Here is a 20,874-nt window from a genome sequence, read left to right as displayed (position 1 = left end):
CGTCGCGGATGGCGCTCAGGATACCGGTGCAGAAGGACATCGGCGAGTACGAGGAGAAGATCGTCGGGAAGATGAGCCTGCGCACGCTCGCATGCGTGTCGCTCGGCTTCGGCAGCGCGGTCGGGGCGGCGGCCTTCGTCCACCTGGGCCTGCACGCCGACGTCGCGGACGCGGCCTTCCCGATCATGCTCTGCAGCATGCCGTTCTGGCTCGCCGGGTTCTGGCGGCCCTTCGGCATGCGCGCCGAGGAGCTGCTGCCGCTTTTGGCGGCACACGAGCTCTCCCCACAGCTGCTCGCGTACGAGCCCTGCCTCGCCGGGAGCCTCCCCGAGGGCTCGCCGCGCCCGGGCCGCCCGGGACGTCGCGCGAGGCGCAGGGCAAGGAAGAAAGGAGCCGAGCTCTATGAGCCGAGCAAGAAGCAACAAGGAGAATAGGCCGAAGCGCCCGAGCACCCTCGGGCTGCTCCTCGGCGGCACGGGCGGGCGCAAGGACGCCTCGAAGGGCGCGGAGGCCGAGCGGCAGAGGCGCCGCCGGGAGCGCGACCGCTCGCGCGATATGGCCGCCTACGTCGGCTACGACGCCATGTACAGGGACGGAATCGCCCAGGTGATGCCCGGGGTGTTCAGCCAGACGGTCGAGTTCTCCGACATCAGCTACCAGTCCGCGCGCAAGGAGGCGCGCGAGACGGCCTTCACCGTGATGAGCTCGCTGTTCAACTACTTCCCGGCGGACTCCCACGTGCAGCTCCAGGTAGTGAACGCGCCCATCCCCGCCGACGAGGTCGGCCGCAAGGTCTTCTTCGAGCCCGGGGAGCGCGCCACCGCCGGGCTCGCCGAAGAGTACAACCGGATCCTCAACGACAAGATGCGCGAGGGCGTCTCGAACCTCGTGCGCCACCGCTACCTGACCTACGCCGTGGGCGCCGACGACGTCGACGCCGCGGTGCCCAAGCTCGCGCGCATCCGGGGCGACGTGGAACAGACGCTCGCGCGCATACGCTGCTCGTCGCGCGCCCTCGACGGCGTCGAGAGGCTCGAGCTTCTGCAGGGGCAGCTGCGCCCGGGGTCGCGCTTCGAGTTCTCCTGGGACAAATTGTCCCCGACGTCGGGAGCGCGCACGAAGGATTTCGTCATGCCCTCCACGCTCGACTTCAAGCCCGAAGGCAGGTCCGACTGCTTCCGCAGCGACGGGCGCTACGGCGCGGTGCTCGCGGTGCGCAGCTTCGGGTCGGTCATCGAGGAGACCTACCTCGCCTCCATCATCGACCTGCCGCTGCCGCTCAACGTGACGCTGCACGTGCAGCCCATCGCGCAGAGCGAGGCGCTCGCGCTCGTGAAGCGCCAGATCGACTGGATGGACAAGGAGATCATCGACGAGCAGATGAGCGCCGTGAAGAAGGGCTACGACTACCAGATCCTGCCGCCCGAGCTGCGCTTCTCGAAGGAGGAGGCCGAGGAGCTGCTCGACTTCCTGCGCAACAAGTCCGAGCGCCTGTTCGTCTACACGGGCCTCGTCTACACCTGGGCCGACAGCCTCGAGGAGCTCGACCGCCGCGTCCAGCAGGTGACGAGCGTCGCGCAGGGCTGCACGATCGGCCTCGAGCCGCTCCACTTCCGCCAGCGCCAGGCGCTCAATTCGGTGCTCCCGCTCGGGGACAACCACGTCACCGTGAGCCGCTACCTCACCACGGGGCAGGTGGCCATGCAGATGCCCTTCGCCAGCCAGAGCCTCGACGAGGCGGGCGGAGGCTACTACGGGCAGTCCAAGGAGAGCGGGAACCTGGTGCTGTGCGACCGCAAGCGCCTGGCGAGCCCCATGGGCTTCGTGTGCGGCAAGCCCGGCTCGGGCAAGAGCTTCTCGGTCAAGCGCGAGATAACCAACACCGTGCTCGCGCACCCCGAGGACGAGGTCGTGATCTTCGACCCGGCCGGCGAGTACGGCAACCTCGTCGGCGCGCTCGGCGGCGCGAACGTCGAGCTCGCCCCGGGATGCTCGGCGGTGCTCAACCCCCTCGACACCGCCGACGTCGCGGACCGCGCCGACGCCGCCAAGCTCGCGTACAAGACCGACGCGGCGCTCGCGCTCTCGAGCGCGCTCATGGCCGAGGGCCGCGAGGGCCTGCCGGAGCGCGACCGCTCGATCATCGCCCGCTGCGTCGGCGAGGCGTACCGGGAGTGCGCGAGGGACGGCCGCCTGCCCACGCTCGGCGACTTCCACGCGGCGCTGCTCGCTCAGCCCGAGCCCGAGGCCGCCGACATCGCGCTGCGCTACGAACGCTACGTGAAGGGCGCGTTCTCCTTCTTCAACGGCCAGAGCAACGTGGCGCTCGACAACCGCATCACCAACATCGACATGCACGGCCTCGGCCAGAACATGCGCGTGTTCGGCATGATCACGGCGCTCGAGATGGTGCGCAACCGCGTGATGGTCACGCCGCCGCGCCCCAACTACACGTGGCTCTACATCGACGAGGTGCAGAGCCTCTTCGCGCATCCGACGGTGGTCGAGTACTTCGCCCGCCTGTGGCGCGAGGGGCGCAAGTTCGGCCTCATCTGCACCGGCATCAGCCAGAACACGAGCCACATGCTGGCCAACGCCGAGGCCCGCGACATGGTGCTCAACTCCGAGTTCTTCCTGCTGCACAAGCAGTCCACCGCCGACCTCGACGCATGGGCGGAGATGCTCCAGCTCTCCGCCACGGAGCGCGGCTACATCGGCGACGCCGTCAAGCCCGGCGAGGGCCTGCTCATCAGCGCCGGGATCCGCGTGCCCATCACCGACGACTTCCCGAGGGGCTCGCTCTACGACCTGTGGAACACCAAGCCCGCAGAGGTCGCCGAGCGCGAGATGCGCCGGGCGGCGCGAGAGGCGGAGGAATAGGAATGGCCGGCCCGAGCGAGGGCGGCGGGATGCTCGAGGTGGTAGGGGCGCGGCGCCGCGACGTGCTCACCGCGGGCGACGTCGCGGAGACCGAGCGCGACGCCCTGGGAAACGTCTCGGAGGGAGCCGGCCCGCTCGACGAGGCGGGAGGCCCCGCCGCAACGGCGAAGGGACGCCCTTCCAGGCCCGACGCGCCGGAAGGCGGACTCGGGGACAAATTGTCCCAACCCGCCGGAGACCGGCGCGCGGCGGTAGCGATGCGCTCGCGCGTCGAGGCGGCGAAGCTGGCGATCGCCCGGGAGGCAGTCTCCCAATTCGACGACTCGGAAGAGCTCGAGGGCGCCTCGGGCATGTACGACGCGGGGCATGCGGCCAAGAAGGCCGCGGGAGGGCTGCGGCGGAGGAAGGCGAAGAAAGCAGCCCAAGGCAGCCGCAAGGCGGCGACCGCGCTCGGCGCCCCAAAGGGAGGCGTGCGCGGCCCCGAGGCAGCCGGCGCGACCGCCCCGGCCAAGCACCAGGCGGCCCAGGCGGCGGCGCAGGCGTCGGGCGAGGCGGCCCGAGCCGCGGGGTCGAAGGGCGCAGCCTCCGCGATCGCGGGCGCGGTCTCGGGCGCGGCGCCCGCCCTGCTCGGGGCGGCGGCCGGCATCGTGGCCTTCGTCGCGTGCGCGCTCGCCGTCGCGCAGCTGCTGAGCGCGCTGTTCGGCTTCTGGGACGACGCGGCCTCCAAACAGGGCCTCGAGGGGCTGCCTCCCTACATCACCTACGAGATGGTCGAGGCGGCGGTCGAGTGCCAGGAGGAGTACGGGCACCCGGCGGGCTGCACCATAGCGCAGATCATCCAGGAGTCCGGCCAGGGGGACCGCATGAGCCAGCTCGCAGAGCGCGACCACAACCTCTTCGGCATGAAGTGGTGGTCGGGCTACGCGGGCTGCCCCGAGGTGGCCGGCAAGGCGAACTGGGCCACCAGCGAGGAGTACGTGCCAGGCGAGCACACCCAGATCACGGCGAGCTTCATCCGCTTCACCGGCGACGCCGAGTGCATCCGCTTCCGCAGCAGGGTCTTCCTGCAGGCGGAGCGCTACTCGGGCAACGCCCTCATCCAGGAGGCGATCGAGAGGCACGACTCGGACAGGATGGCCGAGGGGCTCAAGGACGCCGGCTGGGCGACCGACTCGTCCTACGTCGAGTCCTTGAAGTCGATCATGGCGCAATGGGGCCTCTACCGGCTCGACTCCATGACGGTCGAGGACCTGAAGGACTCGACCGCGAACGGGAACGCGATCGTCGAGGCGGCGTACAGCCAGCTCGGCGTGCCCTACGTGTGGGGAGGCTCGACCCCCGGCAAGGCGCTCGACTGCAGCGGGCTCACGCAGTACTGCTACGCGCAGGCGGGCATCCGCATAAGCCACTACACGGGTTCCCAGTACGAGGAGCTCAGGCGCATACCGCTCTCGGAGGCGAAGCCCGGCGACATCCTCTACCGCTCGGGCCACGTGGCCATCTACATCGGCGACGACAGGTACATACACGAGCCGCGAACGGGCGACGTGTGCCGCATAGCGAGCGGCATCGGCAGCTTCAGCTGCGCGCTCACCGCGAGATAGGAGAAACCAATGCAGGGAAAGTCAAGGGTCATGGCCGCCGTCGCGGCAGGCGCGCTCACCGTGGCGCTCGGCGCGGGCGCGGCGCGCTGCGCCATCGCCCCGCAGGAAGGCGCGCAGGATAGTCCCCAGGAGCAAGAGCAGCCCGCGGCTGCAGGCGCCGACGCGGCGACCGGGAAGGCCGCCTCGGGCGCCGAGGCGCTCTGGAACACCGCATGGACGGGCGCCGACGACCCGACAGCCACGCTGCGGATCGTCGAGGGCGCCATGGTGGAGAGCGCGGGCGGCACCGAGCGCGCCTGGTTCTTCTCGGCCGAGGAGCCCTCCGAGGCCGGCGGCGTGCTCAGCGTGCCCATCGAGGTCAAGGGAACCGGCGACAAGGCGGGAGGGCTCTCGCTCATCCAGGTCTCGGGCAGCGGGGACGCCCGCACCCTGGCATGCGACCTCCTGACGCAGGCCTACGTGCCCCAGAAGGCGCAAGACGGAGCGTTCTCCGTGACCGGCACCGACGACCGCCTCTCCAAGGCGCTGGGCGCCGACTCGGCCGACATCAAGGACATCGTCGCCAAAAAGGCGGCGGAGGTGTCCCCGCGGGCGACGGGAGCCACCTGGGACAAGGAGGTGTGGCTCGACTACGCCGGGAACGTCGCGTCGACGACCTTCACGCTCGACGACCCCGCCTCGACGGTGGTCACCGTGGTCTCGCGCGGCGGCTCGCTGGAGGCGATGTAGCCATGGGGGCGCTCAAGGCGCAGCGCCGCAGGGCGTTCGCCATCTCCGCCGCGGCGGCGTTCGCCCTCTGCGCGCTCCTGCTCGTCCCCGCGCAGCCGGCATACGCCGACATAGCCGGGGACGTCAACGATTGGCTGTGCGGCCTTCTGCGCGACTGCTGCAACTGGATGTTCAAGGCTCAGACGGGCGTGCTCGGGTCGATCGGCGCGAACGGGATCCTCTCGGCCGACTTCGCGCACATGCTCACGAGCTCGAGCGACCTGACCATGCACGACGTCGCCCGGGGCGTATGGCAGGTTGCCATCCTGCCGATCGGGTGCGGGGTGCTCGGCCTGGTCTTCACCCTGAAGCTCATCGAGATCTCCCAGCGCATGGACGGCAGCCAGAGCCTTCCCGGCGTCAAGGAGGTCGTTTTCCTTCTCGTGTTCTTCGCCGTGTTCCTGTTCCTCATACAGAACAGCTTCGACCTGATGGCGTCGATCTACGAGGTCTGCGGGCTCGCCATCGACCGAGTCGAGGCGCTCTTCGGCGCCGGAGGCGCGCTCGACCTGCCCGAGGTGTCCGTCGTCACCACCGACGACGACATCCCGTCGCTCATCGCCATGCTCGTCGTGAGCCTCATCAGCTGGGTCGTGGTGCTGGCGGCCTACGTCGTCGCCCTCGTGGTCTGCTGGGCCCGCGCGCTCCAGCTCTACATCATGGCCGCGTTCGCCCCGATCCCGCTGGCGTTCCTCGGCATGGACGCCACGCGCCAGATAGGCCTTGGCTACCTGAAGAGCTTCGGGGCGGTCTGCATCGCCGGCGTCATCATCCTCGTGCTGCTCATATCGTTCCCGCTCGTGCTCGGCGGGCTCACCGGGGCGAACCCCGGGACGGGCACCCCGGCCGACGCGGTCGCGAACGGGCTCACCTACGCGCTGCAGTACCTGGCCATGTGCGTGCTGCTCATCCTGGCCCTCGTGAAGAGCGGCTCCTGGGCGCGCGACATCGTGAGCGGCTTCTAGCGGAAAAGCGAGGAAGGGGGCGGTCGCCATGAGATAGGGGCACCGCGCCGGGGCACGCGTCCCGGCGGATGAAGACAAGGACCGATTGAAAACGAAAAGGAGGAAAGACATGGAAGAGAGGAAGAACGTGTACCTCTCGCTGCACAAGAGCTTCGTGCGCGAGGGCATCGAGTACACCGACCGCGCGACCGGCGAGGCCAGGACCTTCAACTCGGCGACCCTTCCCAAGGGCACCGTCGTCGACGGCGTGGACGTGGGAGGCTACGAGTTCAGCCCCATGTTCGTGAACGAGAGCCGCTTCAAGGGGGCCGACTTCCGGGACATACCGCTGCTCGCGAACCGCGAGGTGTGGCTGAGGAAGACGGTGATGGGCCCGGACGGCCAGCCCGAGCTCGACGAGGGCGGCCGCGCGGTCAAGGACACCGTGAAGGTCATGCCCGCGCAGCTCAAGGAGGCCGTTGACGCAGGGCGCTCGCGCTACCTCGCGGAGCGCGCCGAGCACGCCCGCCAGGCGAGCCGCGCTGCCGAGCACGAGGCGCCCCGCGCACAGCGAAGCGTCGAGAGATAGGGAGGCGGAAAGATGAACGCAGCGAAAGACTGCACCCTGCAGGAAAAGCTCCTCCGATGCGCCATGGCGCTCATCCTGGCGGCGGGGGCTCTGCTCGCCTCCGTGGCGGCCTCGCCCGCCTACGCCGCGCCGAGCACGGTAGACGTGTCCATCGGCGGCAAGATCCCCTACGGCGGCTTCGCCACCACGTGGATGAGCGCCGACGGGAACATCGCCTACTGCGCCGAGCCCTCGTCCCCGACGCCCGCGGCGGGCTCCTACTCGACGAGCCCCGTGCCGAGCGGCGACGTGACAGCGGCGATCTGGTACTCGTTCGGCTCTCCCGGCTTCGACGCGTCGATGTTCCCGGGCAGCTGGTACGACGGCGGCGGCTGGGACGACGCGAAGTACGCCGCGGCGAGCCATGTGCTCATCGCCTACGCCTACTCTGGGTCCGAGTCGGCTGCCACGCACGGCACGAGCGCCGAGTTCGCCTCCTGGGCGAAATCCGAGCTGATCGGCGGGACCTTCGCCAAGATGAAGGCGGGCGCCGGCAAGGTATCCGCCGGGTTCGAGGCGTTCTGCGTCAGGACCGGCGGCGGCTCTCAGACGCTCGTGAGCTTCAGCTGGTCCGCAGGCGGAGTCAAGGTCGCCAAAACGGACTCCGAGGCGGGCGCGGAGCCCCAGGGCGACGCCTCGCTCGACGGCGCGAGCTTCTCCGTCGTTAACGAGACCGGCCGCTACGTGCTGGTCGGCGGCAAGTACTACGCCGACGGCGAGGTATGCGCCACGATAAAGACCGCGCCCGAGGACGGGTCGCACGTCGCCGCGACCGGCGCCGACACCCTCCCCGCGGGCAATTACCGCATCGTCGAGTCCGGCGCGCCCGAGGGCTACGACGCCAGCGACGCCTCCGTCGCGTTCGCCGTGAAGGCCGACGAGGTGCGCGACCTCACGGGCGACCCCGTGACCGACGAGGTCTTCCGCGGCGGCGTGCAGGTGACCAAGTCCGACAAGGAGCTGCAGGCGTCCGAGGCGCTCGCGGGCAGCGGCCACAGGGAGGCGCCTGGCGAGCACCCCGGCCTCGACGGGATCGAGTTCACCGTCACGAACCGCTCGGCGCACAAGGTCCTCGTTGACGGCGAATGGCGCGAGCCGGGCGAGGCCGTGGCCACGCTGACCACCGCATGGAACGACGAGGCCGGCGCCTACACCGCGCAGACCGCGGCCGACGCACTGCCGTACGGGACCTACGACGTGCGGGAGACGGCGACGAACGGGAGCTACCTGCTGACCGACGGCGAGCCCCGCACCTTCGAGGTCCGCACCGGCGGCGAGGTCGTGAGCGCCTCCGCGGACGGCGCCGCGCTCGAGTTTCGCGACCAGGTGGTGCGCAACGACCTCGAGCTCTCCAAGAAGAGCGAGTCCGACAACGCCGGCCTCATGGTCCCGTTCGCCATCGAGAACGCGGCCACCGGCGAGACTCACGTGCTGGTCACGGACCGCAACGGCGACGCGTCGACCGCGAGCAGCTGGAACAGGCACTCGAGGGACACCAACGCCAACGACGCCCTGCTTGGCCATGAGGGCCCGATTGCTGCCGCCGACATGGACCCGAAGGCCGGCATCTGGTTCTCGCTCGGCGAGGACGGCTCCTCGGCGCCGGTCGACGACTCGCTGGCGGCCCTGCCGTACGGCGCCTACACCATGACCGAGCTGCGCTGCGATGCCAACGAGGGCCTCGAGCTCATCACGAGGAGCTTCTGGGTCGATCGCGACTCGACGGTCGCGAAGGCCGTGTGGATGGGCCTCGACGACCAGGAGGGCCCGCGCATCTCCACCACGGCAAAGGACGGGGCGGACGGCGACAAGGACGTCTCGGCCGACGCCGAGGCCAAGGTCGTCGACACCGTCGCCTACGAGGGCCTGAAGGCCGGCGAGGAGTACGAGCTCTCGGCCACCCTCGTCGACAAGGCGACCGGCGAGCCCGTGGCCGACGCCTCGGGCGTGCCCGTGGAGGCCAAGGCCGAGTTCGCCCCCGCGCTCTCGACCGGCAGCCAGGACGTCGAGATCGCCTTCGACGCGAGCCTGCTCGGCGGCCGCGACCTGGTCGCGTTCGAGAGCCTACGCAAGGACGAGGCCGAGGTGGCGTCGCACGCGGACCTCTCCGACGAGGGCCAGACAGTCCACGTCGCCGTCGAGGTGGGCACGCAGGCGGCCGACGCCGCCGACGGCGACCAGGTCATCGAGGCCGGCAAGGCCAAGGTCATCGACACGGTGGCCTACAAGGGCCTCGTCCCCGGCGAGACCTACATCGCCGTGGGCACGCTCATGGACAAGGGCACCGGAGAGCCGTTCCTCGACAAGGACGGCAACGAGGTGACCGCGCGCACGCCCTTCGAGCCCGAGGCGCCCTCCGGCACCGTCGAGGTGACCTTCGAGTTCGATACCGAGGGCCTGGCCGAGGGAGACGAGCTCGTCGTCTTCGAGAAGGTCCTGGACTCCGCCGGCAACGTCGTGGCGGCCCACGAGGACATCGACTCCGCCGAGCAGAGCGTCGTCGTGGACAACCCCGGCACGCCCGAGGTCCCCGAGGAGCCCTACGCCAAGACCGGGGCCGACGCCCCCGACGGCACCGGCTACGCCGTGGCCGCGGGCATCGCTCTGGCAGCTGCGGCGGGTGCGGGCGGGGCGCTCGCGTACCGCAAGCGCAAGACGGCCGGCGCAAGCAAGGACGCGGCAGACGAAGAGCCGGAAGAGTAGCGGCGCCGCATCGATACCGAACCGGAGGCCCTGGGCGCTCGCCCGGGGCCTCCCCTGCGAACGGGGGAGGACATGAACAAAGGGAAAGCCGCCACGGCGCTCGCCATTGCCGTGGCGTTGCTGGCGATGGGGGCGCTCGCCGTCCTGCCGCTGTCCGAGAGGAACCCTTACGAGGTGCACGAGGTGCCTACTGCGGAAGAGGACGCGACAATGGAGGCTCAAGAGACGGGAGGCGGCATCGACTGGGACGCCCTTCCCGCCTCCGTCGTCGCTTGGGTGCGCGTGCCGGGCACGACCGTCGACTACCCGATCGTCCAGGGCCGGCCCGAATCGCCCGACTTCTACCTCACGCACGACGCCGGCGGCGAAAGATCCGCGTGGGGCGCTCCCTACATAGATGCCGGGTGCGCGCAGGGTGCCGAGAGCCCGCTCGTCATCGTCTACGGGCACCACATGTCCGACGGCACCATGTTCGCGCCGCTCGCGCAGTACTCGTCGCGCGACTTCGCCGAGGGGCACCGCACCATCCGGGTCTACACCCGCGAGAAGGCGATCGAGCTCAAGGTCTTCGCGGCCGACGTGGTCGACGCGAGCTCGGAGGGCAAGCGGACCGACTTCGCCGACGCGGCGGAGCTCGCCGCCTACCTCGGGGACAAATTGTCCCGGTGCGAGGTCGTCCTGGAAGAGCCTTCGGACGTCGCGCAGGCCTGGGCCTTCGTGACGTGCAGCTACCAGACGAGCAACTCGCGCACCGTCGTCTACGCGAAGGAGGTGGAAGGATGGGATTCGCGCCCTTCGGAATAGGGCTCCTCATGGGGCTCCTCACGCTCACGGCCTACGCCTGCTGCGCAGCCGGCGACGACGACCGGGACTAGCCGTGGGAAATCGAAATCGCACAACGGAAAGAGGCGGGCAATTGCCCGCCTCTTCTCACATCACCCACTTGAACACGGCACGGAACAGCCAGACGAAAAAGCCCAGCGTGACCTTAAGCGCCGCCATGAGGAACCTACCAAGCCTCTTCATCGACGTCACCCCAATCTTCCTTGACCTTGCGGGCGCCCTCGTCGGCGCCCTCCTCCTTCTCTTGCGCGAGCAGCCTCGCCAGCTCGTCGGGCACGCCCGGGACCTCTGCCCTCCCCAGAGCGCGCTGCAGGTCCCTTATCTGCGATTTCAGCGGTTTTGAGGGAGGGCCCACGTGCTCGCGGTAGCAGGCGCCGATCGCGGCCGCGTCGCACAGGAAGCCCCGCACCCGGGCGAACGCCTCGTCGCCGTCGAGCAGGACGCGGCGGGCTCGCCCCAGCTCGGCCTCCGAGGCCAGCATGAAGCGCCAGCCACGGGACCTGCGCGCGGCCGGTATCCCGTCCGCGGGCGCGTCGGCGCGCCAGTCGTCGCGCACCTGGTGCCAGTTCGCCGTGAGCCAGAGCCCCTTCTCGGGCTCCTCCCGCATCTCGAGCTCGAACTCCGTGAGCATGTTCGCGCCGGAGAACGGCGACCCCTCCGTGAACGAGAGCGTGTCGAACAGCGTCGTCCTGCCGCCCTCGTACTCTATCCTCACCATCATCTCCGGCCCCTCTCCCTGCGCTGGTCCTGCTGGGCCCGCTGCCGCTCGGCGGCGAGGATGCGCTGTTGCTCGTCCGCTCGGTGGCACTGGCGCGAATTGCCGCTGGCATCGTCGCGCCCTTCACCGTCCCCGTAGCGGGTCTTGAGCGGCATGAGCCCGTTCTCGGCCATGTAGGCGCGGGCGGCCTCGAGGCGACGGTATCCCTCGCCGCCCGCCTGGCCGCGCCGCTCGAGCGTCGCCATCCTGAGCCCGAACTCCTCGATGGACTCGACGTCGAACTTCGCGCACGTCTCGAGCGCCGAGGAGAGCCTGCTCAGCTCCGAGAGGTCGTTGAGCTCGAGGGCTCGCTCGGCGGCCTCGCGGATCCGCGCGGCGCTCGCGTCCGTGGGGCGGTAGGCGCCTTCGCGCTCGAAGCGCCGGCGCAGCATCTCCTTGCCGTAGACGAACCCCAGGCGCTCGCCGGTTACCTTCTTGGACGGTTCCTCCGCCAGGCTGAACACCCAGTCGTCCCGCCGCGCCTTGGCCGAGTTGTCGGCGACGTGCACGCCCAGGGCGTCGAGGATGCCGAAGAACTCCGCCTCGTCGCGCGCCGTGGTCTTGGCGAGCGCGACGCGGGCGCGGATGTCGCCGACCCACGAGTAGCCGCCCGAGCGCATGATCTCCTTCTCGGCCCGGCCCAGGTAGACGCTCCTGCGGCTCCTGGGCCCGCCCGCACCTGCCCGCCCGCGCGCCTTCGACGGAGATTCGGGCGCCCGGTCGTTGGAGAGCCCCGACAGCCCGCGCTCGCGCGCCATGTCCTGCAGGTCTCGGTTGAGGTCCTCGGGGTGCTGGGTCTGCATGCGGTAGCCGGTGCGGAGGTTGGCGTTGTTCACGACGATGTGCGCGTGCGGTATGCCGCGGGCGTTGTCGTCGTGGTAGACGATGGCGATCTCGTGGTCGTCGAAGTGCCTGAGCGCCCACGAGCACGCGAGCTCGCGCAGCGTCACCAGGTCGATGTCGTCGCCGGGGTCCGGCGAGAGCACGAAGTGCTTGAACGTGCGCGCGGGCTTGCCCCTCCAGGGTGCGTCCGTGCCGAACGCGGCGCGCGTGGCGTCCATCTCGGCGTCCCAGGCGCAGGCCTCCTTGGCGTCTTCCCCCAGCGCGCCGGCGTCGCGCTCGTCGTAGCTCAGGTTGAACAGGTCGCGCGCCAGGGCGCGGCCTCCCTTCTCGAGGTAGCGGCGGATGCCGCCCGTCGAGCCGTGGCCGCTTATCGGCTTCAGGATCGGCATGGCGAGCCCTCCACGAGCGAGTCGGCGCCGATGCGACCGAGCTCCGCCGCCATCTCTCGGGCCGCGGCGTTCACGTCGGCGAGCTCGCGCTCGATCGTCGGGATGCTATCCGCGACGAGGTCCCGGTCGACGTGCCCGTGGCGGGCGTGGAAGTTGATGAGGTTCATCGCGTGCACGGCCTGGTTGTAGTGGTAGCCCCACTTCGTGAGCTCTCGCGACATCGCCCACAGGGCCCTGCGGTCCACGAGTATGCGGTGCTCGTCTCCCGCGTTGGCCTCCGTCGACAGCGGTATGCGCACGAGGTAGCGCAGGTACTCCGACTTGCTGAGGCCGGCGCGCTCGCACCGCTCGCAGAGCGCGCCGTAGTCGCCTCCCTCCATGCGGAACGTGACGCGGCGCTCCTTGCTCTTGGCGGCGCCGGCTTCCTCTTCCATGGCGGATTCCTTTCCTCGGGCCCGCCGCGCGGCGGGCGCGTCTCTCTAGGGGCGCGGGGGATCCCCCGCAGGCGGCGGCCCGGCTCGGGCGCCGCCTCTGGGACCGGGCCTCGCGAAAGCGGGCTCCCGAACGGCCCGCGGCATGACGGGTCCGAGGCCGCCCGGTCCCCAAGTGCTATGGACGCCCGACGCGATGTCGGACGCCATAGGCTACTTGCTGGATTTCGAACCTGAAGCCCTTCTGCGGCGCTTTCGGACATCGCTGCCCGCATCCGCGTACGGGGCGGTCATGAGCGCCATCTCGCGCAGCAGTGTGAGGTCGGCCGCGCTCGGGTTATCGGGCGGGCTCTCCAGGAAGTCGGCGACGAGCCTCGCGGCCTTCGCGATGCGCCCGTCGGGGCCGGCCTGCGTTTTGCTCTCGCTCCTCACGTAGTCGGAGAGCTCCCGCTTGGTGCGCCGCCAGGGCTCCATGGCGGCGTGCATCTCCGCTTGGCGCTCCTTCGGCATGCCCGCGAGCGAGCGCACCGCCTCGGCGCTGAGGTTGCCGCGGTCGGCCTCGGCGGCCCACTCGGGCGAGAGGTCCTCGGCGATACGGCGGGCCAGCCTCTCCTCGCGCGCGATGGTCTTGCCGGAGACCTTGCGGCCCGTCTGTCGCTCAATGATGGCGGCCTTCACGTCGTCGACGCGCATGCCGGAAAGTGACGGGTCCTCGGAGCGCAGGCGCACGGCGTCGCCTCTGAGCGCCTCGGTCGCTGCGGCGCGCTCGGTCACGGTGAGCGCGCGGGTGAAGTAGTTCGCGGCGTGGAGCAGCGTCACCGCCCGCTCGTCGTCGATGCCCTCTATCACGCGGCAGGGCATCTTCTCGTAGGCGGGGTCGTCCTTGGCGAGCAGCGCGTAGGCGGCCTTGCGCCGGTGCCCGGAGACCATCTGCCACGAGCCGTCGCCGACCTTGCGCACGAGCGGCAGGTCGGTGAGGCCGTCCTCGCGTATGGACTCGGCGAGCTCGGCTATCCCCGTTGGGTCCATGGAGTAGGCGGCGTTCGCCGGGTGGTCGGCGATGTCGGCCACCGCTATCTCGGACACCGGGTAGCGCCCGCGGGTGCGCGACGCGCCGTCGAGAAGCCCCGTGATGGTGAAGCCCGCGGCCACCTGGCTAGGCGAGCTCACGGGACACCTCGTCGGCGAGAGCTTCGTAGTCGCGTGCGGGGCGGCTCCCTGGCTCGAAGGCCGCCACCGGCTTCCATTGCCAGCTGCCCTCGCAGACCTTGCTGCTCGCGTGGATGACCGTCTCGAACTGCTCGCCCGGGAAGAACCCGTCGAGCACGGCCGCGCCCGTGGCCTCGGCGTTGGTCATGCGGCCGGGCACGCAGGTGCGCAGTATCTTCCATCTGGGCGTGGGCATGCGCAGAGCGTCCGCGATGGAGCGCGTCGCCTCCACGGTGAGCGCCGTGCCGCGCATCACGGTGGAGTCGAGCTTCACGGGGATGACGACCATGCCGCCCTCCGTTGCGGCGAGGTAGGCGTTGAAGGCGAGCCTGCGCATCACGGGGCTGCAGTCGATGAGGCAGACGTCGTAGGAGCCCGAGGCGTCGTCGAGGGCGAACTTGAGGCGCTGCTCGCGCAGGAGCATCTCGTTCTGGTCGACGAGGTCGATGGTCGAGGCCACCACGTCGAGGCCCTCCCCGGCGGCGTAAGCGACCTCTTCCACGGGCGCGCCGCCGTAGAGCAGCTCGACCGAGGTGCGGCGCTCGGAGGCGGCGCGGTCGTAGAGGCCGAAGAAGTCGGTGGCAGACGCCTGCGGGTCGAGGTCGACGAGCAGGGTCCGAAGGCCCCTGGCGGCGAAGATGGCCGCCAGGTTGACGGCGGTCGTCGTCTTGCCGACGCCGCCCTTGTAGTTGGAAATGGCTATCGTGCGCATGGGTCGCGTCCTCTCTAGCGTGGGGCGCGCCTCGCCGCATCCGGTCCGGCGCGCCCCGAGTCTCGGAGCGTCGGGACAAAACCGTACGGATTTGTCCGACAAGCGGAGTGTACCACGAAAACGTACGTATATGTACGTTTTCGTGGTACAGGGGCCGGTTTCGGGGGAAAGCCCGGCCCCGGGAGCCCAGGGCCGGGCGCGCCGCCTAGGAGAGCGGCTCCATCTCGCCGAAGCAGTTGATGTGGTGGCGAAGGAGTGCGCGGTTCTCCTTGACGACCACCATCGCCACCTCGTCGAAGCGGACCGGGGTGTCGGCGTAGTCGTCGCCGTTGCCGGCGAGCCACCTCGCCGCCAGCGCCTCGCGCAGCCCGCGCGCCCTGTGGGCCTCGGGGAAGCCGTCCGTCCCGATCCGGACCGTGGCGTCGACGAAGACCAGGGTCCCGTCCTCGTCCACCGCCACGAGGTCGATCCCGCCGATGCCCTCGGGTCCCTGCCAGGCCTCGTCGACGATCTCGTAGCCCTTGCGCTCGAGGAAGGCCTTGACCGCGCCCATCGCCTTTTCCTTCATGTCGTTCATGTCTTGCTCCTTAGACTCTGAGGCCCGCCCCTGTGGCGTGCCTTGCGCCGCGTGAGTCGCATGCAGCGCGGGCGTGCCTGCAAGGGAGGAAGCGAAGTCGGGCATGGAAATAGAAGTCTCCCGACGGCAGTTTTTCGCGTTGTTCGCGCGCGGAGCGCATGGGGCGAAGAACCCGAAAAAGTGTCGCGGCCCTTGCTGGCCGCCTGCCGGCGTGCGACCCTGCGCGTCCAAGGAGCGCCGGGGCGGGTATTCGGATCAAAGGGGCGCAGGCGTGCGGCATGGAATCCGGCGTGGGCGCCGAGACCCTCCGGGCATGGGATGCGGCCCATCGGCGGTTGCTGGGCTCCCGCGGGGATTGACGACGACGTCGTGGCGGGGACGGAGGCGGGTTCCCGAGTCGCGGCGCCGCGGCATGAGTCGGGACGGACGGCTTTCCCGTGCCGCTTGCGGCCGATGTGCGCACAAGATCGCTGGCGGTGAGGCTTTCGTTGCGCGGAACGGCTACGGTGCTGCGCGACACGTCCGTTGAGAGAAGGAGACGAGCTGATGTTGGGCTACGAAGAGAAGGTGGAGCGCCTCGAACTGCTCGACGCGGTGGCGGATGCCGGGAGGCTGGCGAGGGGCCTGGACCAGCTGCTCGAGTCCCTGGCGCATGCCGACCAGCTGGACCCGCTCGACGTCGAGGGGATTCTGGCCCTGAAGTCGATAAGTGAGAGGTGCGCCGAGCGCATCGGCGACGCCGCGCGAATCTTGGAGGCTCAGAACGAGGTTCTCTACGCCGAGGAATGGGCAAACGCCAAACCTCGCGAAAACGAGAGATGAGGACCCGAACGAAAGCGGCCATCCAAGCCCGATCAGGGCGTCCATCGCCGTCCGCGCTCATATAAAGCCTGGACATCGGCTGTCCTCGCATTCCCAGTGCCGCCGCGTGCCGTCGCGTTATAATGCTGCAAACGCATTTGTATTGCATTTCGAGCGATGGGAGCGCAGATGCCCGACAGCTACAAGGAGCTCATCAAGAGCAATCCCGACGAGACCGAGATCAGAAGCTTCCTGGTGGACGGCGACCAGGTCTCCGTGACCCTGCGCATCCCCGACACCCTGCGCGACGCGGCGAAGGAGGAGGCGGCCCTGCGGGGCATGAGCTTCTCCGCCTTCGTGCGCACCTGCATGATCGAAGAGCTCGCGAAAAAGGGGGCATAGAGGCGTGAAGTCGCTAAGCAACGTCGGCGCGGAGCGCCTGGGAGACGCCCTCGGCGAATCCATCGACGACGGCGCGAAGTTGTCGATAATCAGCTCGTATTTCACCGTGTTCGCCTACGGGGAGCTCAAAGAGGAGCTCTCCAAGGTCGACGAGGTGCGCTTCCTGTTCAGCGAGCCCACCTTCATCAAGCGCATGGCCGACTCGAAGGAGCCGCGCGAGTTCGAGGTAGCCCGCCGCGCGCGCGAGGTCGGCGTCGGCGGCTCGGGGCTCGAGCTCACGCTGCGCAACAACCTAAACCAACGCGCGCTCGCCCGCGAATGCGCCGAGTGGATCCGCGAGAAGGGCGTCTTCAAGTCCGCCAAGACGTCCGGCGCCATTCAGCCGGGCGGCACCTACGTGGTGGAGAACCCATCCGGCGACGACCACGCCTTCATGGGCGCCGCCGCGAACTTCACGCAGGAGGGCCTCGGCTACGAGCGCCGTCCGGGAACCGTGACCTGCGTGAGCCATTTCGAGAACGCGACCGAGGCCGTCGGCCTCAAGATGATGTTCGAGTCGGTCTGGGACAACCCTGCCATGGTCGAGGAGGTCACCGCGCAGGTGGCCGCCCAGGTCGAGACGCTCTACCGCGAGAACCCGCCCGAGTTCATCTATTTCCTGACCCTGTACCACCTGTTCCGCGACTTCATGGAGGACGACGAGGACAACGGCATCCGCCCCGGCCTCAAGTTCGAGGAGTCCGTGGTCTGGAGCAAGCTCTACGACTTCCAGAAGGACGCCGTCGTGGGCGCCATCCGCAAGCTGGAGAAGTACAAGGGCTGCATCATCGCCGACTCGGTGGGCCTGGGCAAGACCTACGAGGCGCTCGCCGTCAAAATGTAATCCGCAGGATTAGGAGATAGAAGTTCCGTTACTTTGGGACGCACTACCTCTCTGTGAAATTCATTAGATTCGTCACCCATTGCATTATCCCAAAATTGTGCGTTCTCCTCCCAGATTTTTTTACTTTCCTCTGTTCCCATGTTCTCTCCCACTCCCCAAATTTGCTTTTTTGCTTCCATTAAATCTTCCTTACTATATTCCATTGTTACCCTCCATAACTTCTGATTGTTGCCGTCTTGACGATTATGTATCTTTACATTACCTTCTGAAACATATGGCGCACCTTGTCCAGGCGGCTGTTTGGACGGCGGGGCTGGATGACCGGCTGACCGACAGCGGCCTGATATCCTTTCAGCTCTGTAAGGCATACGCTCCGCCCGTTGGTGTAAAAGGCCAGATCAGTACGGTATGCCTGTATACAGCGGGCGGGAATCTCGCCAGTAAAGACAACTTCATCCTTTTTTACCTGGGCCGTTTCGATGGTGGCACAGTATTTCGGTGCATCATGATAAGCCCTGGAAAGGTATTCCTGGGGCGCATAGAGGATGAAGGAGAGATAAGGTTCCAGCAGCTGCGTCCCCGATTCCTTCAATGCCTGTTCCAATACAATCGGGGCCAATGAGCGGAAGTCCGCCGGCGTGCTGACCGGACTGTAATAAAGCCCGTATTCAAAGCAAATCTTACAGTCCGTTACGTTCCAGCCGAACAAGCCCTGCTCCAGCCCGTAACGGATACCATCCCTGACAGCGTTTTGAAAACTCTGGTTCAAGTATCCCAGCGAAACCCGGCTCTCGTATTGTACACCGGAGCCAAGCGAGAGTGGTGTAACAGACAGTCCTATGGATGCCCAAAACGGGTTGGGCGGCACCTCGATATGGATGGTGTGGCTGGCTGCTTTGAGCGGCCGCTCCATATAAATGATGGAGGGTTCCTTTACCACTGTTTCAAGCTTGTATTTTTCCGACAGCAAAGCGGAAACAACCTCCAACTGCACCCGGCCCAAAAAAGAAAGAATGATCTCATGGGTGATGGAATCCACTTCGAAACGCAAAAGCGGGTCAGTATCCGCAAGTTGCGTAAGAGCGTCCAGCAGCCGTTCTCTTTGCGCTGCCGTTTTCGGCGCAATCGCCGTCCGCAGCATGGGGAGGGGGTCCTCGCGCCACCTTTTACGAGGGAGCCGGGTTTGGTCCCCTAATACATCGTTTAACCTCACGCTGTCGCTGGGAAGGATAACAATTTCACCCTGATAAGCGGTGTCTGTCCGAACAATTTCCCCTTTGGATGGAATACGCATCTCTGTGATTTTCAGCTTTTCTCTCCCGGCCAGGGCCACCGTATCCCGCAGGCGCAGCGTTCCGCTGTATAACCGTAGATAGACACGCCGCTGGCCGCAATCGGTGTACTCAACCTTGAAAACGCTGCCGCATAGGGCGGCGCCCCCCTGTTCCCCAATCGGTTGGAACAGCCCTGTCACCGCATCCATCAACGGTTGAATGCCAAGGCCATTTTTGGCGCTGCCATGATAGACTGGGAACAGGGAGGCGTCTTGAACCCGCTGCTGTTCCTCCCGCGCAAGTTTTTCCCGGCTGATTGGTTCTCCTGCGATATACTTTTCCAATAATTCATCGTTATTTTCGATGACCGCATCCCATGCTTCTATGTCGGTATTTTCCTCCAGGACTATTTCCGGGGACAGCGACACCGTCTGCTTGATGATAATATCGGCGGAGAGCTTATCCCGAACAGACTGAACCACGCTCTGCAAATCAACGCCAGCCTGGTCGATCTTGTTGATAAAGATAACGGTGGGAATGTTCATTTTCCGCAGGGCATGGAACAGAATACGGGTCTGGGCCTGCACGCCATCTTTAGCGGAGATCACCAAGATGGCCCCATCTAAAACAGCCAAAGAGCGGTACACCTCCGCCAAAAAATCCATGTGGCCGGGCGTATCCACAATGTTAACTTTACATCTGTGCCACTGGAAGGAAGTGACTGCCGCTTGAATGGTAATCCCACGCTGCCGCTCCAAAAACATGGTGTCCGTCCTCGTTGTCCCTTTTTCGACGCTCCCCGGTTCTGAAATGGCTCCGCTGGCATATAGCAGGCTCTCCGTCAAGGTCGTCTTTCCAGCGTCTACATGGGCAAGAATTCCAATATTGATTATTTTCATGTGATTGTCCTCCCTTTACAGCCCCAAAGGGCATAAAAATCCCCAGCAGTAAAATACTTTTACCACTGGGGATTATAAGTTGCTGACATACACATATACAGCATACACCTGTTTGTGATTGCTGTTTTTGGGGATATGTCAAAATTGATAAGGCAAAAGTATTCTTAAATTGGGTACAAAAAACTAAGCCCCTACAAAAGTAGCTATCATAATCCTTTGTTCCCACTATTTGATTATAGTTTTATTTAAGATTACCTTGCCGCATATTTTTTACTCCTTTTCTGGTTTAAATCATTGTATCACATCAGTTTTAGGAAAGCAAGTACCTAAAAGAAATTTTTCTTCCCCTTATATGTAACAATCATACCGGCTTCCTAGCGTTCAGAATGTTTTCTGCTGTCTGCTGTGGTGTTTGGTTGGAATTGTCCAACCAAAAGCCGATCCGTGGTGTTGTCTGCATTTTACTAAATACAAATTCAATGTATACAGAAAGATATAAGGAGTGGGAGGGATTCCGCCGTAGTTGGCATTGTAGGAAAATCCAAAAGTTTAGATTTTCCCACAATGCTTATCTTTTGGTCTTTGGTTCGGAATAGTGTAGTGCTGGCGGTCTATCTCTTGTTTTCGGTTGCTTGCTTCCTTACCGTACATGAGCATTTAAGCACGGGTGATATTGTGCTTGATTTTTTCTCAGGCTCAGCATCGACCGCCCATGCCATGTTCCTGCAGGAGCTCGGAAAAGATGATCGCTATCAGTTTATCCTTGTCCAGCTTCCAGAGCCTTGTGACCCGAAACGCGACGCCTACAAGGACGGGTATGAGACTCTCTGCGACATAGGCGAAGGACGCATTCGCCGCGCAGGCGACAAAATCAAAACCGAGCTCGAGGAATCCAACCGTCAACTCAAGCTTGGCGAGGGACCCAAGCAGCTTCCCGACATCGGCTTCCGTGTGTTCGAGCTCGATGAGTCCGGCATTGAGAAGCCCGAGCCCGGTCAGCTCCTCTTCGACGTGGTCAAGCCCGATCGCTCCGATATGGATATCGTCTTCGAGATGATGCTCAAATGGGGCCTCGAGCTCACGCTGCCCGTCGAGAAGTCTGAAGCCGCGGGCTATCCCATCTGGTCCGTCGCTTGCGACGAGCTCGTCTGCTGCATGTCCCGAGGCCTCACCATTGAGGCGCTCGAGGCCATCGCCGACATGGAGCCCAGGCGCGTTCTCATCCTCGATTCCGTCCTCGACGACACCCTCAAGCTCAACGCCGTGCAGATCTTCAAGCACGCCGGCGAGCGCATGGGCTGTGAGATCGAATTGAGGACGGTCTAGC

20 protein-coding genes are annotated in these 20,874 nt (G+C 66.4%); 12 read left to right on the top strand and 8 right to left on the bottom strand.

The window, feature by feature from the left end; genetic code table 11:
• Positions 1-8: 8 nt before the first annotated feature.
• The 8 genes from I2E45_RS00810 (at position 9) to I2E45_RS00775 (ending at position 10,331) form a co-directional block, all read left to right on the top strand.
• Positions 9-434, top strand: a complete 426-nt coding sequence (locus I2E45_RS00810; RefSeq protein WP_073293314.1) for a PrgI family protein — start codon at positions 9-11, stop codon at positions 432-434.
• The gene (locus I2E45_RS00805) at positions 403-2,880 is read left to right on the top strand and encodes a VirB4-like conjugal transfer ATPase, CD1110 family (protein ID WP_195443679.1); all 2,478 of its coding nucleotides are present in this window, start codon (positions 403-405) and stop codon (positions 2,878-2,880) included. Before I2E45_RS00810 ends, I2E45_RS00805 begins: the two co-directional genes overlap by 32 nt.
• Positions 2,881-2,909: 29 nt before the next feature.
• Positions 2,910-4,484, top strand: a complete 1,575-nt coding sequence (locus I2E45_RS00800) for a glucosaminidase domain-containing protein (protein ID WP_195443676.1) — start codon at positions 2,910-2,912, stop codon at positions 4,482-4,484.
• A 30-nt stretch (positions 4,485-4,514) separates the two neighbouring features.
• The gene (locus I2E45_RS00795) at positions 4,515-5,213 is read left to right on the top strand and encodes a hypothetical protein (RefSeq protein WP_175406002.1); all 699 of its coding nucleotides are present in this window, start codon (positions 4,515-4,517) and stop codon (positions 5,211-5,213) included.
• Between the two features lie 2 nt (positions 5,214-5,215).
• Entirely contained in the window at positions 5,216-6,217 is a 1,002-nt protein-coding gene (locus tag I2E45_RS00790; protein WP_195443673.1) for a conjugal transfer protein TrbL, read from the top strand.
• A gap of 109 nt (positions 6,218-6,326) precedes the next feature.
• Positions 6,327-6,785, top strand: coding sequence for a hypothetical protein (locus tag I2E45_RS00785; protein WP_042433176.1), 459 nt, complete (start codon positions 6,327-6,329; stop codon positions 6,783-6,785).
• 12 nt (positions 6,786-6,797) lie between these two features.
• Positions 6,798-9,527: a VaFE repeat-containing surface-anchored protein gene (locus I2E45_RS00780; RefSeq protein ID WP_195443671.1), complete on the top strand. Its 2,730-nt coding sequence runs from the start codon at positions 6,798-6,800 to the stop codon at positions 9,525-9,527.
• 72 nt (positions 9,528-9,599) lie between these two features.
• The gene (locus I2E45_RS00775) at positions 9,600-10,331 is read left to right on the top strand and encodes a class B sortase (RefSeq protein WP_195443668.1); all 732 of its coding nucleotides are present in this window, start codon (positions 9,600-9,602) and stop codon (positions 10,329-10,331) included.
• 205 nt (positions 10,332-10,536) lie between these two features.
• Here I2E45_RS00775 and I2E45_RS00770 read toward each other — a convergent pair whose 3' ends face one another.
• The 6 genes from I2E45_RS00770 to I2E45_RS00745 all read right to left on the bottom strand — a co-directional run bounded on the left by I2E45_RS00770 (position 10,537) and on the right by I2E45_RS00745 (position 15,288).
• On the bottom strand, positions 10,537-11,091 hold the full coding sequence (locus I2E45_RS00770) for a hypothetical protein (RefSeq protein WP_073293304.1): 555 nt from the start codon (positions 11,089-11,091) through the stop codon (positions 10,537-10,539).
• Positions 11,088-12,359: a relaxase/mobilization nuclease domain-containing protein gene (locus I2E45_RS00765; protein WP_138111682.1), complete on the bottom strand. Its 1,272-nt coding sequence runs from the start codon at positions 12,357-12,359 to the stop codon at positions 11,088-11,090. The genes I2E45_RS00770 and I2E45_RS00765 overlap by 4 nt, the downstream gene beginning before the upstream one ends.
• Complete coding sequence (locus I2E45_RS00760; protein WP_138111680.1) at positions 12,347-12,793, bottom strand: CopG family transcriptional regulator; 447 nt, start codon at positions 12,791-12,793, stop codon at positions 12,347-12,349. The genes I2E45_RS00765 and I2E45_RS00760 overlap by 13 nt, the downstream gene beginning before the upstream one ends.
• Positions 12,794-13,003: 210 nt before the next feature.
• Positions 13,004-13,960: a ParB/RepB/Spo0J family partition protein gene (locus I2E45_RS00755; protein ID WP_195443665.1), complete on the bottom strand. Its 957-nt coding sequence runs from the start codon at positions 13,958-13,960 to the stop codon at positions 13,004-13,006.
• Positions 13,947-14,711 carry a ParA family protein gene (locus I2E45_RS00750; protein ID WP_033499416.1) on the bottom strand — a complete coding sequence of 255 codons (765 nt, stop codon included), beginning with the start codon at positions 14,709-14,711 and terminating at the stop codon, positions 13,947-13,949. Before I2E45_RS00750 ends, I2E45_RS00755 begins: the two co-directional genes overlap by 14 nt.
• A gap of 205 nt (positions 14,712-14,916) precedes the next feature.
• Positions 14,917-15,288 (bottom strand): YraN family protein, encoded by a 372-nt coding sequence (locus I2E45_RS00745; protein WP_195443661.1) that lies wholly within the window; start codon positions 15,286-15,288, stop codon positions 14,917-14,919.
• Positions 15,289-15,834: 546 nt separating this feature from the next.
• On the opposite strand from I2E45_RS00745, the gene I2E45_RS00740 reads away from it, so the two are divergent.
• The 3 genes from I2E45_RS00740 (at position 15,835) to I2E45_RS00730 (ending at position 17,374) form a co-directional block, all read left to right on the top strand.
• The gene (locus I2E45_RS00740; protein WP_154313562.1) at positions 15,835-16,110 is read left to right on the top strand and encodes a hypothetical protein; all 276 of its coding nucleotides are present in this window, start codon (positions 15,835-15,837) and stop codon (positions 16,108-16,110) included.
• A gap of 168 nt (positions 16,111-16,278) precedes the next feature.
• Entirely contained in the window at positions 16,279-16,491 is a 213-nt protein-coding gene (locus I2E45_RS00735) for a YlcI/YnfO family protein (RefSeq protein ID WP_227561562.1), read from the top strand.
• Between the two features lie 4 nt (positions 16,492-16,495).
• Entirely contained in the window at positions 16,496-17,374 is an 879-nt protein-coding gene (locus tag I2E45_RS00730; protein ID WP_035010864.1) for a phospholipase D-like domain-containing protein, read from the top strand.
• Here the strand turns inward: I2E45_RS00730 and I2E45_RS00725 are convergent.
• Both I2E45_RS00725 and tet(W) read right to left on the bottom strand, forming a co-directional pair.
• On the bottom strand, positions 17,347-17,577 hold the full coding sequence (locus I2E45_RS00725; protein ID WP_425292712.1) for a hypothetical protein: 231 nt from the start codon (positions 17,575-17,577) through the stop codon (positions 17,347-17,349). The genes I2E45_RS00730 and I2E45_RS00725 overlap by 28 nt on opposite strands.
• A 50-nt stretch (positions 17,578-17,627) precedes the next feature.
• Positions 17,628-19,547 carry a tetracycline resistance ribosomal protection protein Tet(W) gene (gene tet(W) / locus I2E45_RS00720; RefSeq protein ID WP_195443658.1) on the bottom strand — a complete coding sequence of 640 codons (1,920 nt, stop codon included), beginning with the start codon at positions 19,545-19,547 and terminating at the stop codon, positions 17,628-17,630.
• A gap of 675 nt (positions 19,548-20,222) precedes the next feature.
• Between tet(W) and I2E45_RS00715 the strand changes: the two genes are divergently transcribed.
• Positions 20,223-20,873: a hypothetical protein gene (locus tag I2E45_RS00715; protein WP_199408098.1), complete on the top strand. Its 651-nt coding sequence runs from the start codon at positions 20,223-20,225 to the stop codon at positions 20,871-20,873.
• The last annotated feature ends 1 nt before the right edge of the window (position 20,874 follow it).

This window comes from Collinsella aerofaciens (genome assembly GCF_015555045.1).
Taxonomy (GTDB): domain Bacteria; phylum Actinomycetota; class Coriobacteriia; order Coriobacteriales; family Coriobacteriaceae; genus Collinsella; species Collinsella aerofaciens_W.
The sequence above is the reverse complement of the archived record's forward strand: the minus strand, read 5'-3'. Positions and strand labels throughout refer to the sequence as shown.